Raw genomic sequence first — 15,502 nt, 5'->3', positions numbered from 1 at the left:
CGACGACGTCGCGGGCACGGGAGAATGGCCCATCGTGACGTCCTCGCCGATCGCCCCCTCCGCGCGACTGCCGTCCCGGAGGTACGCGCTCGCGGTCTGGGGGACGGCGGTCGCGGCCTACGTCGTCGCGGTGCTGCACCGGTCCTCCTTCGGCGTGGCCGGGCTCGAGGCGTCCGAGCGGTTCGGCACCGGGGCGTCCACGCTGGCCGCCGTCGTCGTCGTCCAGCTGGTGGTGTACTCCGGTCTGCAGGTGCCGGTCGGCGTCGTGCTGGACCGGGTGGGACCACGGCGGCTCATCGCGGCCGGTGCGCTGCTGATGGCCGTCGGGCAGGCGGCGATCGCGATGGCGACCACGGCCGAGGTCGCCATCGCCGCGCGGGTGCTGATCGGGGCCGGCGACGCGTGCACCTTCGTCTCGGTGATCCGCCTGCTGCCGTCGTGGTTCTCGATGCGCCGGGTGCCGCTGGCGACGCAGCTGACCGGCATCCTGGGGATGCTCGGCCAGCTGCTGGCCGCGGTGCCGCTCGTGCTGGCCCTGCACCGGCTGGGGTGGACGCAGGCGTTCGGGGCCACCGCCGTGCTGGGGGTGCTGGCGGTCCTCGCGGTCCTCGTGGTGGTGCGGGACTCGCCCGAGCACGGCCGCGCGGACGTCCGGCGGTTCCGGATGCCACGCCGGTCGGCCGAGCGCGCGGAGACGCTGCCGCTGGCCGAGCTCGCCCAGCTGGCCGAGCCCAGCGGTCCGAGCGGTCCGACCGGTCCGACCGGGGCCACCCGGGCGCGCCCCGCCGCGGACGGCGTCCGGTCGTCGACCACCGCAGCGCCGCGCCCGCCGGGTCGGCTGGGCGCGACCCTGCGCGAGCCGGGCACCTGGCTCGGCTTCTGGGTCCACTTCGTGTCGGCGTTCTCGCTGAACGCGATGGTGCTGCTGTGGGCCTTCCCGTTCCTCGTCTCGGCGCAGGGACGCACCCCGGTCGAGGCCAGCGCGCTGCTGAGCGTGAGCGTCGTGGCGGCGATCGTCGCCGGGCCCGTCGTCGGCCAGGTGAGCGGCCGGCACCCCGAGCGGCGGCTGGCGATGGTGGCGGCGGTCGCGGTGCTGATCGGTGCGGCGTGGACGGGCCTGCTGGTGCCCGCCGAGCCGTTGCCGCTCGGTGCGCTCGCCGCCTTCATGGCGGTGGTCGCGGTCGGCGGACCGGTGTCGCTGGTGGGTCTGGACATCGCCCGCGCCCACAACCCCCGGGAGCGGATGGGCACGGCGACCGGGGTCGCCAACGCCGGCGGCTTCCTCGCGGCCCTGCTCACCATGCTCGGCGTCGGGCTGGTGCTCGACGCGCGGGGTGGTGGCGCGGCCGGCGTCGACCTGCCGCTGGCCGACTACCGCGTCGCCCTGCTCAGCGCCGGCGTGGTGTGGGTGGTCGGGATGGTCGGACTGGTCGTGTCGGCGCGGGTGGTGCGGACCCGGGACGACGCCGGTGCCCCCCGCTCCTCGCGCAACACCCCCGACACGGGCCGGTCGATCGCCGGAAACCCCGCGGTGCTGTGATCGCGTCCTCACCCGTCCGGGCGGCGCCGCCGCACGTCGCGGGCGAGAGCACCGCAGGACCGGCCGCTGGGGGCCGGCCCCGGTGCACGTCCACCAAGGGGAACCCATGTCACACGGCTCGACCACGTCCGCCCGGCGGGCAGGCACCACGTGCCTGCTCGCCGCCGTCCTCACCGCCTCGCTCGCGACCGTCCCGCTCACCGCGACCGCGGCCCCGACCGCCCGCACCGCCGACCCGGGGGCGGGGGACTCGACCACCGCCGTCGCCGACGCGTGGCACGCCCCGATCGACCTCGCCACCGCCGGCGTCCCCGAGGTGCAGGCCGGCCTCACCGCCGGGGACTTCACGTCCGTCTCGCTCACCCGGGCCTACCTGACCCGGATCGACGCCCTCAGCACGAACGGGCCGCACCTGAACTCGGTGCTCGCGGTGAACCCGCAGGCGCTCGCGGAGGCGGCAGCCCTGGACGCGGAGCGGGCCGCCGGGACGGTCCGCGGACCGCTGCACGGCGTCACCGTCATCGTCAAGGACAACATCGACGTCGCCGGCATGCCGACCACCGCGGGCAGCGTCGCGCTCGCCGACTCCTACCCCGCCGCGGACGCCCCGCTGATCGCCCGGCTGCGTGAGGCCGGCGCGATCATCCTCGGCAAGGCCAACCTGACCGAGTTCGCCAACTTCATGACCAGCGGCATGCCGGCGGGGTACAGCTCGCTCGGCGGTCAGGTGCTCAACCCCTACGACCTGAGCCAGAGCCCCAGCGGGTCCAGCTCCGGTCCGGGCTCCGCCGCGGCGGCCGGCCTGGCGACGCTGACGATCGGCACCGAGACCTCCGGGTCCATCCTCAGCCCGGCGCGGGCGAACTCCCTGGCCGCGGTGAAGCCCACGGTCGGGCTGGTCCCTCGCACGGGGGTCGTCCCCATCTCGGCGACGCAGGACACCGCCGGACCGATGGTCCGCAGCGTGTACGACGCGGCGGCGCTGCTCACCGCGATCACCGGGGTGGACCCCGAGGACCCGTGGACGGCGGCCAACCCGAGCGTCGGCGTGGACTTCACCGCCGGGCTCAGCGACACCGCCCTGCAGGGCGCCCGGCTCGGCGTCGTGACCGGCGAGACGGATGCGACCGACGCCGTCTGGACCGAGGCGCTGGCGACGCTCGAGGCGCAGGGCGCGACCCTGGTGCCGGTCACGCTGGGCGGCACCACGGCGCCCAGCATCCTGGTCGAGGAGTTCGAGCGGGACCTCAACAGCTACCTCGCGCGGCTGCCCGAGGACGCGCCGATGGACACCCTCACCGACATCGTCGAGTACAACGCCGCCCACCCCGAGGAGGCGCTGAAGTTCGGCCAGACGCTGCTGGTCGCGTCCGAGGCCGTCGACCTCACCGACCCGGCGCAGCTCGCCACCTACGAGGCAAACCTGCAGCAGGGACTGACGGAGTCCCGCGCGGCCATCGACACCGTGCTCGCCGGCGACGACCTGGACGCGATCGTGTCGAACTCGCGCACCACCGGGCTCGCGGCGCGGGCCGGCTACCCGTCGGTGATCGTCCCCGCCGGCTACGCCCCGACCAACCGGCGACCGTCGTCCGTGGTGTTCACCGGCACCGCCTGGTCCGAGCAGACGCTGCTCGCGCTCGGGTACGACTTCGAGCAGGCCGCGGACGCGTGGCTGCCGCCCGAGGTGGTCAACCCGTCGGCGTTCCGGTGCACGAGCATCACGCCGACGACCGAGTGGGACGCGTCCTGCGCGGACGACCCCAACGCCCAGCCGTTCCTCGACGTCACCCCGCAGTACGTCTTCGCCGACGACATCCGGTGGATGTACGAGTACGGGCTGTCCACCGGCACCGTCGTCGACGGCGGGCGGTACTTCTACCCGCTCGACGCCGTCTCCCGGCAGGCCATGGCGGCGTTCCTCTACCGCGCGTCGGGTACCACCTGGACCCCGGCCGACGGAACCCAGACCTTCGCCGACGTCCCGGCCACGCACCCCTTCTACGCGGCCATCGAGTGGATGGCCGCCGAGGGCCTCGCCAGCGGGTACCCCGCGCCGGGCAAGCCGGTGTTCGGCTCGGCGCTGCCGGTCTCCCGGCAGGCGATGGCGGCGTTCCTGTGGCGCACCGAGGGCTCACCCGAGCCGGCCCCGGTGGCGGGTCCGGTCGACGTGCCGGCCGGGTCGCCGTTCGACGCGGCGATCCGCTGGATGACGGGCGCCGGGATCTCGACGGGGTACTCCGACGGCACCTACCGGCCGACGGAGCCGGTGAGCCGCCAGGCCACCGCGGCGTTCCTGCACCGCAGCGAGGGCTGAGCCGGCACCCGGCGCGCTGACCCGACGGGTCGGCGCACGGTGACGAGGCGGCGGGGGACCGGTCCGACGGCCGGTCCCCCGCCGTCGTGCGCGCCGGGGCGCCGAGCCGGGGTCTGGCCGCCCGGCGTCCGACCGCTCACACGATCGGCCCAGCGGCCGATGGTCGGGATGCCGCCCCCCCGAGGGGCAGCCGGTCGCCCGGCGACCGTTCCCGCGCCCCACCCAGAGGACACCGTGACCCATCCCCGCGCCACCGGGCACCGCCGCGCCTTCACGCGCCGCGCCGCCGCCGCGACCGCCACCCTGACGCTCACCGGCGCCGGCCTGACGCTCGCCGCGCTGCCCGCCGCCGCCGACGTCCGGGACGTCACCGTCGCCGGCAACCAGGTCTCCTGGGGCTGCGACGAGCGGCTGCCCATGAACCCCGACAACTGGCAGATCGGCTACGCCATCGGCACCGTGAACGGCTCCGAGACGCGGTACGCACCGGCCGCGCGGTACACGTTCGACCTGGAGGGTCGCGACCTGTCCAGCCGGACCTACTCCGTCTGGCTGCGCTGCGTCTACGTCCCGGTGTGGGACCCCACCGCCGGCACCCACACCATGAACGGCTACGCAGACGTCACCTACACCGCGCCGGCCACCGCACCGTCGGCCCCGCGCGACGTCGTCGCGACGGCCGAGGACGGCGCGGTCGCCCTGGCCTGGGCGGCCCCGGTGTCCGACGGCGGCGCGCCCGTCACCTACGTCGTCACACGTGAGCCGGGCGGCGTGGTCGTTCCCGTGACGGGGACCCGGTACGTGGCCGAGGGGCTCGCCAACGGGACCCCCTACACCTTCTCCGTGGCCGCCGTGAACAGGGCCGGCACGAGCCCCACCGCCTCGGTGACCGCCACGCCCCTGCAGCCGGTCGCCACCGTCCAGCTCGGCGTCCCCGCGCACGCGGCCCCCGGCGCCGAGGTCCCCGTGACCGTCACCGTCCAGGCCGCCGGGCGACCCGTCACCGGGGGGACGGTCACCCTGGCGATGGCCGGCTCGGACGCGACCGTCGACCTCGCGGTCCTCGACGGCGCCGCCTCGACCACGATCCTGGCGCCCGTGCGCGCCGGCGAGGTCGGCCTCACCGCGACGTACAACGGCAGCCCGGCCGCCCGGCCGTCGTCGGCCACCGCCTCGCTGTGGATCGACGCGGCCCTCCCGGGGCTCACGATCGACGCCCCGGCGAAGGTCGTCGTCGGCTCGCCGTTCACCGTGCAGGTCGCGGCCACCGGCGCCCACGGCACCCCCGAGGGAGGCATCCAGGTGATCGCCTACCGCGACGGGGAGCCCGCCGTCGTGCAGAGCACCGTCCTGGTGGACGGTCGCGCCCAGGCCACCTTCCCCACGCTGGCCGAGGGTCGCTGGACCGTGCTCGCGCACTACTCCGGCTCGTCGACGCAGGGCCTGTACCAGCAGGTCGACTCGGCCGAGCAGCCCCTCGTGGTCGCGCCGGTCCCGGTGGAGGTCCCGGTGGACCTGCCCGAGGACGTCCGGACCCCCGTCGGCACCCCGACCGTGCTGACCGTCGACCTGCCCGCGGGCAAGCGGCCCACGACGCTCACGGTGCGCCGGGGCGACGACGTGCTCGTCACCGTCGACGTGCCCCCGAGCGGGCCGTTCACGATCGTCCTGCCGGTCCTGGAGCCCGGCACGCACCGGCTCGTGGTGAGCACCCCGGCGACCGACGAGGTCCTCGCCGGCGAGACGACCGTGACCGTGACCGTGGCCGGCGAGCCGGTCGCCGACGGTGACGAGCCCACCGCCGACGTCACCGCCACCCCGGTCGACGGCGACTCCGCGACGCTCACCGCCGGCGGGTTCCAGCCGGGCGAGACGGTGGCCTTCTACCTGCACCCGGGCGACGTGCTGCTCGGCACCGGGGTGGCCGACGACGAGGGCCGCGCGACCGTCACCGCCGTCCTGCCCGAGCTGGCCGCGGGTGACTACCGCATCCGGGCGACCGGCGGGGCGTCGGGTGTCTGGGGCGACCTGGGCTTCACGGTCGTCGAGGACCTCGTGCCGTCGCCGCTGGACACCGACGGGCCGGTCGACGAGCCGGTCGTCGGCGAGCCGGTCAGCGCGCCGGTCAGCGCGCCGGTCAGCGCGTCGGCTCCCGCCTCGGCCGGCGGCTCGGCGGCCACGACGTCGGCGGCCACGTCGACGCGGACGCTCGCGTCCACCGGCAGCGACGCCGCAGCCCTCGTCGGGCTGCAGGTGCTCCTGGTGGCGGCCGGGGCCGCCCTGGTGCGGATGCGTCGCCGCCTGGGCTGACGTCCGACCGCTGACGGGGGAGGTCGCCGGTCCGCCGGTGACCTCCCCCGTCGTCGTTCCCGGTCCCGCCGGGACGCGGCGGGCCGGCGCCCCGACGCGACCGGGTGCGGCACGGGACGCGCGCCCGGCCCGGCGGGTGCAGGCGGTGCTCACCCTGCGCGCCGCTCGTGAGGGGTCGGACGCAGACGCACTCGTCCGGATGAGCGGGGACTGGGCCGTGGCGGTGACCGGGCCAGGGCAGACGGGTGAGCGTCCGGGTCGGGCCTGGGCGGGGCGGGGACCGGATCGATGTGGGGAGCGAACCTCACCTCGACCGCAAGGACCCCCACCATGTTCGCTCGACCCGTCCGCCCGCCCGCCGCCGACCCGGCGGCGGGCACCCACGGCGCCACCACCCGCCGGCGCCGAGCCTCGGCGCGGTGGGCCGCGGGCGCCGCCCTGGCGCTCGCCGCGGCCGTCACGACGCCCGCCGTGGGCCCCGCGGCCGCGTCCACCGCCGACGCCGCCGCCCCCGCCGACGCTGCCGCCACGCAGCCGCTCAGCTTCGCCCCGCCGGAGCTGACGAACCCCACGACGGTCAGCGTCAGCGTCGCCAACCGGAACCTCAAGCTCGACCCGACGCGCGACTACATCATCCAGATGCCCGACACCCCGCTGGTGGCGATCAACGGGCTGCAGATCCACGGCGGGCGCAACGTCGTGCTCATCGGCGGTCAGATCGAGCTCCCCGAGGAGGCGATCGCCGGGACGACGCACGCCGGTCGCGGCCTGTACCTGCACAACCAGCGCGGCACCGTCCACGTCGAGGGCCTGCGCATCACCGGTCCGGGCCTCGAGGACGGCATCAACCTCGGCCAGATCTACGGTGCCCGGGTGCAGCTGCAGAACATCCGGGTGGACACCGCCCACGGGTCGCAGTCCGGTGCGCACGCCGACGTGCTGCAGAGCTGGGCGGGGCCCCGGCAGCTGCTCGTGGACGGGTTGACCGGGCACACCGAGTACCAGGGCTTCTTCATGCTGCCGACCCAGCAGTGGGCCGATCCCGTCGAGCCCGAGCTGTTCGACCTGCGGCGGGTCGACCTGCACGGCACCCCCACCAGCGGGTACCTGATGTGGCGCGACGGCCTCGGCTGGCCCCTGACGGTCCGGGACGTGTGGGTGGCCCCGAAGGATCCGTCCTGGCGGGACGGGTTCCTGTGGCCCAAGGGCACCCTGCCCGGCTCCGAGGCGTGGCCGTCGGTCAACATCGGCAGCCCGGCACAGGGTGAGTTCGTCCCGGTCGGCACGGCGGGGGTGGACTACGTCTCGCCCGGCTACCGGTCGTCCGCCGACGTCGACGCGGTCCCGCCGACGACGTCCGTGCCGACCTCGGTCGACCTCGCGCCGGAACCCGCCGCGACCCCGGCGACCGCACCCGCGGCGACGCCCGCACCCGCCCCCGCCCCCGAACCCGCCCCCGAACCCGTCCCCGCACCGGCACCGGCGCCCCAGCCGTCGTCGGTCGACCACACGGCGTTCGGGTACGTCGGCGCCTGGTCGGTGTCCACCGCGCGCGGTGAGCACTACACGAAGGTGGCCGGGCGCACGGCGTCGATCACCGCGCAGGTCGGCGAGGGCGGCGGCAGCGTCTCGCTGCAGGGCATCCTGGGCACCAACAAGGGCATGGCGGCGGTCAGCGTCGACGGCGGCCCGGAGGTGATGGTCAGCCAGTACCGCAACCCGGGCACCACCGACACCTTCTTCACCACCCCGGAGCTGACCGCGGGACCGCACAGCCTCACCGTGCGGGTCACCGGGACCAGGGCGCCGGGCGGGACGGACTCCTACGTCGCCCTGACCGGGGCGACGACCACGAACGGCACCCTCGCAGCCCCGGACCCGGCGCCGGTCGTGCCACCCGAGGTGTCGCCGGTGGGGAGCTTCGACAGCCTGGCGCCGGTGCCCGGCGGTCTGCGGGTGCGCGGCTGGGCCGCGGACCGTGACACCACCGGGCCGATCGCGGTGGACGTCACCGTGGCCGGGACGACCACCCGGGTCACCGCCGACGCGTCACGGCCGGACGTGCGTGCGGTGTTCGGCGACCTGAGCGCGTCGGCCGGGTTCGACACCGTGGTGTCCCTGCCCGTCGGCAGCCACGAGGTCTGCGTGACGGCGGTGAACGTCGGCTCCGGCACCGACACGTCCTTCGGCTGCCGGACGGCGACCGTCCTGGACGTCACCGCTCCCGTCTTCGCCGGGACCCCGCTGCTGGACCTGCGTCCCGGCGCGGTGTCCACGTCGGGCGTGGTCCCGGTCACCGCCCGCTGGTCGGTGACCGACGACGTGGCCGTGGACGCGGTCCGCCTCACCTCCCCGGCGAGCGCGGAGCTCGGCGCGACGGCCACCGCGACGGACCTCGACGTGCCGGCCGGCCCGAGCACCGTGGCGGTGGCCGCGGACGACGCCGCGGGCAACACCGCCTCGGCCTCGGCGACCCGGACGGTCACGCTGGTCCCGGACACCCAGGCGTCCCGGGCCAGCTACTGGTGGACCGTCGGCGGGTCGGCGCTGCTGGACGGCTCCGCCCTGCGGACCAACCGCGGCGGGGCGTCGATGAGCCACACGTTCACCGGCCGCAGCGTCGCCTGGGTCGCCATGAAGGCCCCCGACCACGGCCGGGCCCACGTCTACGTCGACGACGTCCTGCAGGCGACGGTCGACCTGGGCGCGCCGACCAAGAGCCACCGCGACGTGGTGTTCACCCACGGGTGGGACGAGGTCGGCACGCACACGATCACGGTCGTGGTCGAGGGCACCCGCGGGCGCGCGACCGTGACCAGCGACGGGTTCGTCACCGTCGACTGACGTCCACGCCCGGCGGCCCGAGCCCCCACCCACCGGCGACGGTGGGTGGGGGCAGCGCCACGTCGGGGCGCGCACGGACCGACCAGGCACCAGAGTGTGCGCGTGACCGACACCCCTGACGTCCTCGTGATCGGTGCCGGCCCCGCCGGCACGTCCGCCGCCCTGCGCGCCGCCGAGCTCGGCGCCCGAGTCGTCGTCGTCGACGCCGAACGCACCGGCGGGACCTGCGTCAACACCGGCTGCGTCCCCACCCGGGTGCTCGCCAAGACCGCCCGGCTGATGCGCGAGGTCCGCGCCGCGCACGCCTACGGGATCACCGTCGCCGAGCAGGCGATCGACTGGTCCACCACGGTGGCCCGGGTGCGGTCCACCGTGGACCGCGTCCAGGCGGCCAAGTCCGACCCGGAGCGGTTCGCCGACGCGGGCGTGGAGCTGCTGCTCGAGGGCCGTGCGCGGTTCGTGAGCCCGCACGAGGTCGAGCTGGCCGGCACGGGCCGCCGGATCCGTGCGCAGTCGGTGATCCTGTGCGTGGGCGGCCACTCCCGCCGGCTGCCCGTCCCCGGGGCCGAGCTCGCGACCCTGCCGGAGGAGGTGCTGGGCCTGGCCGAGCTGCCGCGGCGGGTCGCGATCATCGGCGCGGGCAACACCGGCGCCCAGCTCGTGACCATCTTCAACGCCTTCGGCAGCGAGGTGACCCTGCTCGAGGTCGCCCCGCGCATCCTGGCGCCCGCCGACGCTGCCGTCTCCGCGGAGGTCGAGCGGGCGTTCGTCGAGCAGGGCGTGCGCGTGCTGACCTCGGTGCCGCGCGTGGTGGCGCTGGCTCGAGCCGACGACGGCGGCATCGACCTCACCTGGCGCATGCCGCCCGCGGACGCCGGGCAGCGAGCCGCCGAGGACACGGGCGGGGACGGGGGCGCGACCACCGCACGGTTCGACGCGGTCATCATGGCCGCCGGATGGCCGGCGTCGGTGGAGGGGCTGGGCCTGGAGGCCGCCGGCGTGACCGCGGAACGCGGACGGATCCCCGTCGACGAGTACCTGCGCACCGACGTCGGGCACATCTTCGCCGCGGGCGACGCGAACGGTCAGGCGATGCTCGTCCAGGCGGCGCACGTCGAGGCGGAGGCCGCGGCCCGCAACGCGGTGCTCGGTGCGACCCAGCGCAGCCCGCACCACCTGCTCCCGTCCGGCGGGTTCACCGACCCCGACTACGCCGGCGTGGGGCTCACCGAGGACGAGGCCCGCGACCGCGACCGCGAGTGCCTGGTCGCGCACGTGCCGTACGACAGCATGGAGCGGCCGCTGATCGACGACCGCCCGCGCGGGTTCCTCAAGCTCGTCGCCGACCGGCGACGCGAGCTGCTGCTCGGCGCGCACGCGGTCGGGGAGAACGCGGTCGAGGTGATCCAGGCGGTCACCACCGCCATGGCCGCCGGGGTCGACGTCGCCACGCTCGCGCGGGTCGAGTTCGCCTACCCCACCTACAGCGCGGTCATCGGGGTGGCGGCCCGGCAGCTGCTCGCGCAGCCGGCGTCCCGCTGACGCCGGCCGCGCGAGCCCCGGGGGCGCCGCCCGCGGTCGCCCCGCCCGGTCAGTCCTCGTACGCCGCGATGACGTCGAGCACGGCCTGAGCTGCCTGCTCGGGCGTCATCGAGCCGAACAGCACCTCGCTGCCGATCCGCCCCATCTCGCCGTCGAAGCTCGACGCCTCGCTCGGCGTGACCTGGGGCGGCTCGACGACCTCCTCCTGCATCTCGGCGGCGAAGTCGAGCGCCATCGTCCCGGTCGGGCTGAGCTCGGGCCGGATCACCTCCTGGATCGCCGGGATCCCGGGGACCCCGCGCTCCACCCCGAGCAGCAGGGCCGCCTCCTCGTCGTTGAGCATGAAGTCGACCAGCTTCGCGGCCGCCTCCGGGTGCTCGGTCGTCTCGGCGACGGACCAGTACATCGACGCCTTGTTGACCATGTGCGGCTCGCCGGGCTCGACCGCCGGCAGCCGCAGCAGCTGCAGCTCGGTGCCGCTGGCGTCGACGAAGGCCTGGATCTGGGTGTGGAACTGCAGGTGGAACGCCGACGTGTTGGTGCCGAACGGGCTCTGCTCGATCGCCGCGACGATCGTCTCGGTCTGCAGGGACGGCTGCGGGGTGGCGCCCGTCTCCTGCATCCGCAGGGCGAGCTCGAAGAACTCGACCAGGGTCTCCTCGCTGACCGGCTCCTCGTCCTCACGGGGGAAGACCTGCTCGCCGTGCTGCCGCGCGTAGGCGCCGATCTCGGCCGAGTCCATGCCGAAGAAGTCCATCCCGGTGATCCCCTCGTCGCCGAGCGCGTCGCTCACCGCGGTCGCCTTCTCCACGAAGTCGTCCCAGGTCCAGGTGGTGTCGTCCGGCATCTCGACCCCGGCACGCTCGAGCAGGTCGGGGTTGACCCCCACCGAGTACAGGGCGATGCCGACGGGGGCACCGACGATCGTGCCGTCGACCTCCCCGGTCAGCAGCACCTCGGGCTCGATGGTGCTGACGTCCAGCGCGTCGGGCTGGGACTCCAGGTCCAGCAGCGACCCCTGGGAGCCGTAGGCGTTGATCTGGCTCTCGTCCATCTGCACCACGTCGGGCATGTCCCCGGCGGCGGCGCTGGTCGCGAGCTTGTCCCAGTACCCGTCCCAGGTGCTCCACTCCGTCTCGACGTCGATGCCGGGGTTGGCCTCCTCGAACCGCTCGACGACCTGCTCGGTGATCTGGGCACGCGCGTCGGCGCCCCACCAGGTGAAGCGGATCTCGACGTCCCCGTCGGAGCCGCCGTCGCCGTCGTCCGCGGAGCCGCCGGGGTCCTGGGCGCACGCGGTCAGGACGAGCGAGCCGGCCACGAGCATCCCGGCGGCGGCCGTGAGCGGACGGCGGGACGTCGTCGCCCGCCCTGGGACGGATGGTGTGGTGCGCATGGTGTCTCCCCCGGGGGTGGTGCGGCCGGCCGGTCCGTGCGGGCGCTGCCCAGGCCGCCGGTGGGCGTGGGGCGCGTGGTGCAGGCGTCGTGCGCGCCTGGCTGCGGGACGGCGGATCGCCTCGTCGCGGTCCTGGCGTCCCGGTGGTGCGCACCGAGCGTATGCCGGATGTCGCGCCGGCGGGCCGCGGGCAGACTGCAGCCATGGAGCGACGACGCGTGCGGGACGGGCTGGTCGGCGCGGGGATCACCCTGGTCGCGCTGTTCCTGGTGACGGCCGGGGTGCTGTGGTGGATCACCGACCCCGTGCCGGGCGCGGGGGTCGCGCGGCCGTCGGCGTCCGGTCCGCTCACGGCAGGCGGCGGCCGGCCGCCGTCCGACGTCGCGCCGGGGGAGACCTGGCTGGGGGACTTCACGCTCGACGCGCAGCTGCTCGCGACGCCCGACGCGCTGCTGCACGACGTGCACGCGGTCGGGGACGACGCGCTGGCCGGTGCCGACGGGCTGACCGCGGGGGTGCTCGCCGTGGACGTCACGGTGCCGTTCGAGGTCGTCGCCGCGCAGATCGGCGGTCGGACGACGCTGCGACGCGCGGACGACGGCGCCGGGGCGACCCTCGTGCGCACCGTCGAGGTGGCCGGGCGCCGACTGCAGGTGGCCGCGACGGGGACGATCGAGGTGGTGGACGGGCAGCTCGCGATCGTGCCGACGGAGATCGACCTCGGCGGTCCGGCGCCGCTGTCCCGCGGTCTCGCGGCGGTCGCGCGCCGGCTGGTGACGATCGAGGAGCGCGTCGAGGGCCTGCCCGAGGGTCTCGTCCTGCAGGACGTCCGGGTCCGCGACGACGGCCTGCGCGCGACGCTGCGGGGCGAGGACGTGGTGCTCGCGCCGTAGCCCGGCCCAGCGTCAGCCGGCCCAGCGCCAGCCGGACCAGCGCCAGCCGGCCCAGCGCCAGCCGGACCAGGGCGGGGCGGATGCGGCCGATCGGCTCGTGGGGTGCCGCGGTCGTCATCCACCTGGCGGTACGTCGCGCGGCCGGTGCTCAACCCCGCCCCCGCGGGCCCGATCGGGACGGCACACCGTCGAGAGGCCCACCGTGCCCAGCTTCGTCGAGACCGTCTCGCTGCTCGCCGCCGTGGTCGCCGTCGCGACCAGCGGCCTCGTGCTGCGCCGACGCCGCACCTCTCCGCTCGCGCTGCCGTTGGCGCTCATGCTCGTCGGTGCGGCGCAGTGGGCCGCCGCGCGCGCCCTGCTCGGCGTCGCCGACACGCTCGCGCTGCGGGTCGTCCTCGAGTACGCGGTGTTCCCGGGCGCGGCCGTCGTCAGCGGTGCGTCGTTCTGGTACTTCATGGTGCTCGCGGGCCACGGCGCGGCGCTGTCCCGCCGGACCTGCCTGCTGCTCGCCGTGCACCCCTGCGTGCTCCTCGTGGTGCTGGCGACCGACCCCTGGCACCACCTGTTCCTGCGGCCGCTGACCGGCGACGACGACGTGATCTCGGTGGGGCCGCTGTTCTGGGTGCACACCGCCTACAGCTACGGGCTGCTGCTGCGCGGCCTGGGAGCGGTCTTCCGGGCCATGCTGCACGCCGTCCCCGGGCACCGGCACGTGCACGCGATCGTCCTGACCGGGGCGGCCCTGCCGTTCGCCGGCAACGTCGGCACGCACGTGCTCGCCGTGAACGCGCAGACGCTGCACCTGACGCCCGTCTTCTTCCTGGCCAGTGCGGTCCTGTGGTGGTGGGTCGAGCGCTACGGGCACCTGGACGGCGTCGTCCCCGTCTCGACCCGTCAGGTCCTCGAAGCCATCGCCGACGCCGTCGTGGTCGTCGACCCGCGCGGCCGCGTGCTGGACGCGAACCTGGCGGCGCGCCGGCTCGTGCGGGAGTCGGGCGGTGGGGCCGGGTCCCGCGTGGTCGGGGCGGACTGGGGTGACGTGGTCGCGGCCGAGCTGCGGCCGGCCTTGACCGCGGTCACCGGCACCGTGCTGACCACGGCGTCGGGCACGGTCCTGGACGTCCGGGTCACCACGATGTCCGCCGACGGCGGCCGCGGGGTCGGCTCGGTGGTGGTCCTGCGCGACGTCACCGAGCTCGAACGGCTGCGCACCGAGCTCGCCGAGCAGGCGATGCGCGACGGGCTGACCGGGCTGCACAACCGCCGCTACCTCGAGGGGGTGCTCACCGGCACCGGCGCCGGGGTGACGCCGGTCAGCGCCGTCATGGTGGACGTCGACCACTTCAAGCGGGTCAACGACGAGCACGGGCACGCGGTCGGTGACCGGGTCCTGGTCGAGGTGGCCCGCGTCCTCGCCGAGAGCGTCCGGGACGGCGACACCGTGGCGCGCTTCGGTGGCGAGGAGTTCGTGCTGCTCCTGCCGGGCGCCTCCATGCGGGTGGCCGAGCGGCGGGCCGAGGACGTGCGTGCCCGGTGCGCGGCGATCCGCGTCCGCACGCCGCGAGGTGAGGTGGGCGTCACCATCAGCGCAGGCGTGGCCACCCGGCCCGCCGACGAGGACCCCGAGCACCTGCTGCGGCTCGCCGATGCGGCGCTGTACGCGGCCAAGGCCGGCGGACGCGACGCCGTGGTCAGCGCGCCCGTGGCCGCCTGACCGTCCCGCAGGACGTGGCGCAGCGGCCGCTGCGCCGGAGGCCGGGCCCTGCGGTCGCGGGTCCGTCCGGCGGCACCTACGGTCGAGGCGACCGTCCGGGCGCCGCTCACCTGCGGCAGCCGGCACCCATGACGAGGGGCCCGCGCCCCCGCAGGAGGTTCGACAGACCATGACGACCAAGGTCGAGAAGTCCACCATCGTCGACGTGCCCGTGAGCGTCGCGTACGCGCAGTGGACCCAGTTCGAGAGCTTCCCCCAGTTCATGAGCGGCGTCACCAGCGTGACGCAGCTGTCCGACGACCGCCTGGAGTGGGTCGCCGAGATCGCCGGGGTCAAGCGCCAGTGGGAGGCGAAGGTCCTCGAGCAGGTCCCCGACCGCACGGTGTCCTGGGCGGCGACGTCCGGGGCGACCAACGCCGGCTCGGTGACGTTCGAGCCGGCCGGTGCCGGCCAGACGCACGTGCACCTGCACCTCGAGTACGAACCCGAGGGCGTGGTGGAGACGGTCGGCGACAAGCTGAACGTCGTCGAGAAGCAGGCCGAGGGTGACCTGGAGCGGTTCAAGTCCTTCATCGAGTCGCAGGGGACCCCGACCGGGTCGTGGCAGGGGACCGTGAACCCGGGCGCCGGCACGCACCCCGGCGTCCAGGACGCCGCCGCGTCCGAGGGGGACTCGGGCAAGGCCGGCGTCTCCAAGGCGGCGGTCGCCGCCGGCGTCGGGCTGGCCGCGGCCGCGGCCGGTGCGGTCGCCGCCGCGCGCAGCCACGGCGAGGACTCCACCGAGGACGTCGCGGTCAGCGAGACGGCACCGGTCGACACCGTCGTCGTCGACGCGGTGGTGACCGAGACCGTCGTGCCGCCGGCCGGCGGGACGGACGCGCTGCCGGTCAGCGAGACGGGCGCCGTCCCCGGCGACGAGGCCAACCAGATCTGACCGTCCACCGAC

Annotated in this window: 9 protein-coding genes; 8 read left to right on the top strand and 1 reads right to left on the bottom strand. The window is 75.6% G+C overall.

All coding sequences use genetic code 11. The features are described 5' to 3' along the window. The first annotated feature begins 34 nt into the window (after nt 1–34). From Q0840_RS00905 to Q0840_RS00885, 5 genes are all read left to right on the top strand, one after another. Nucleotides 35–1,540 (top strand): nitrate/nitrite transporter, encoded by a 1,506-nt coding sequence (locus Q0840_RS00905; RefSeq protein WP_298454955.1) that lies wholly within the window; start codon nt 35–37, stop codon nt 1,538–1,540. Nucleotides 1,541–1,646: 106 nt separating this feature from the next. Beyond that, the gene (locus Q0840_RS00900) at nt 1,647–3,857 is read left to right on the top strand and encodes an amidase family protein (protein WP_298454952.1); all 2,211 of its coding nucleotides are present in this window, start codon (nt 1,647–1,649) and stop codon (nt 3,855–3,857) included. A 234-nt stretch (nt 3,858–4,091) separates the two neighbouring features. Beyond that, nucleotides 4,092–6,167 carry a fibronectin type III domain-containing protein gene (locus Q0840_RS00895; RefSeq protein ID WP_298454949.1) on the top strand — a complete coding sequence of 692 codons (2,076 nt, stop codon included), beginning with the start codon at nt 4,092–4,094 and terminating at the stop codon, nt 6,165–6,167. Between the two features lie 330 nt (nt 6,168–6,497). Further along, nucleotides 6,498–9,011, top strand: a complete 2,514-nt coding sequence (locus Q0840_RS00890) for a hypothetical protein (RefSeq protein WP_298454947.1) — start codon at nt 6,498–6,500, stop codon at nt 9,009–9,011. A 102-nt stretch (nt 9,012–9,113) separates the two neighbouring features. After that, a complete protein-coding gene (locus Q0840_RS00885) occupies nt 9,114–10,553 on the top strand; it encodes an NAD(P)/FAD-dependent oxidoreductase (RefSeq protein WP_298454944.1) in 1,440 nt (479 codons plus the stop codon). Nucleotides 10,554–10,602: 49 nt separating this feature from the next. On the opposite strand, the gene Q0840_RS00880 is transcribed toward Q0840_RS00885, so the two are convergent. After that, nucleotides 10,603–11,949, bottom strand: coding sequence for an ABC transporter substrate-binding protein (locus tag Q0840_RS00880; RefSeq protein ID WP_298454941.1), 1,347 nt, complete (start codon nt 11,947–11,949; stop codon nt 10,603–10,605). A 203-nt stretch (nt 11,950–12,152) separates the two neighbouring features. On the opposite strand from Q0840_RS00880, the gene Q0840_RS00875 reads away from it, so the two are divergent. The 3 genes from Q0840_RS00875 (at nt 12,153) to Q0840_RS00865 (ending at nt 15,490) form a co-directional block, all read left to right on the top strand. Next, nucleotides 12,153–12,842: a DUF2993 domain-containing protein gene (locus Q0840_RS00875; protein ID WP_298454938.1), complete on the top strand. Its 690-nt coding sequence runs from the start codon at nt 12,153–12,155 to the stop codon at nt 12,840–12,842. A gap of 202 nt (nt 12,843–13,044) precedes the next feature. After that, nucleotides 13,045–14,556 carry a diguanylate cyclase gene (locus tag Q0840_RS00870; protein ID WP_298454935.1) on the top strand — a complete coding sequence of 504 codons (1,512 nt, stop codon included), beginning with the start codon at nt 13,045–13,047 and terminating at the stop codon, nt 14,554–14,556. 169 nt (nt 14,557–14,725) lie between these two features. Continuing rightward, the gene (locus tag Q0840_RS00865) at nt 14,726–15,490 is read left to right on the top strand and encodes an SRPBCC family protein (protein ID WP_298454932.1); all 765 of its coding nucleotides are present in this window, start codon (nt 14,726–14,728) and stop codon (nt 15,488–15,490) included. Nucleotides 15,491–15,502: the final 12 nt, after the last annotated feature.

It is taken from the genome of uncultured Cellulomonas sp. (assembly GCF_947494015.1).
In the GTDB taxonomy this organism is placed as follows: domain Bacteria; phylum Actinomycetota; class Actinomycetes; order Actinomycetales; family Cellulomonadaceae; genus Pengzhenrongella.
Note: the sequence above shows the minus strand (reverse complement) of the source record. Positions and strands in the feature narration are given on the sequence as shown.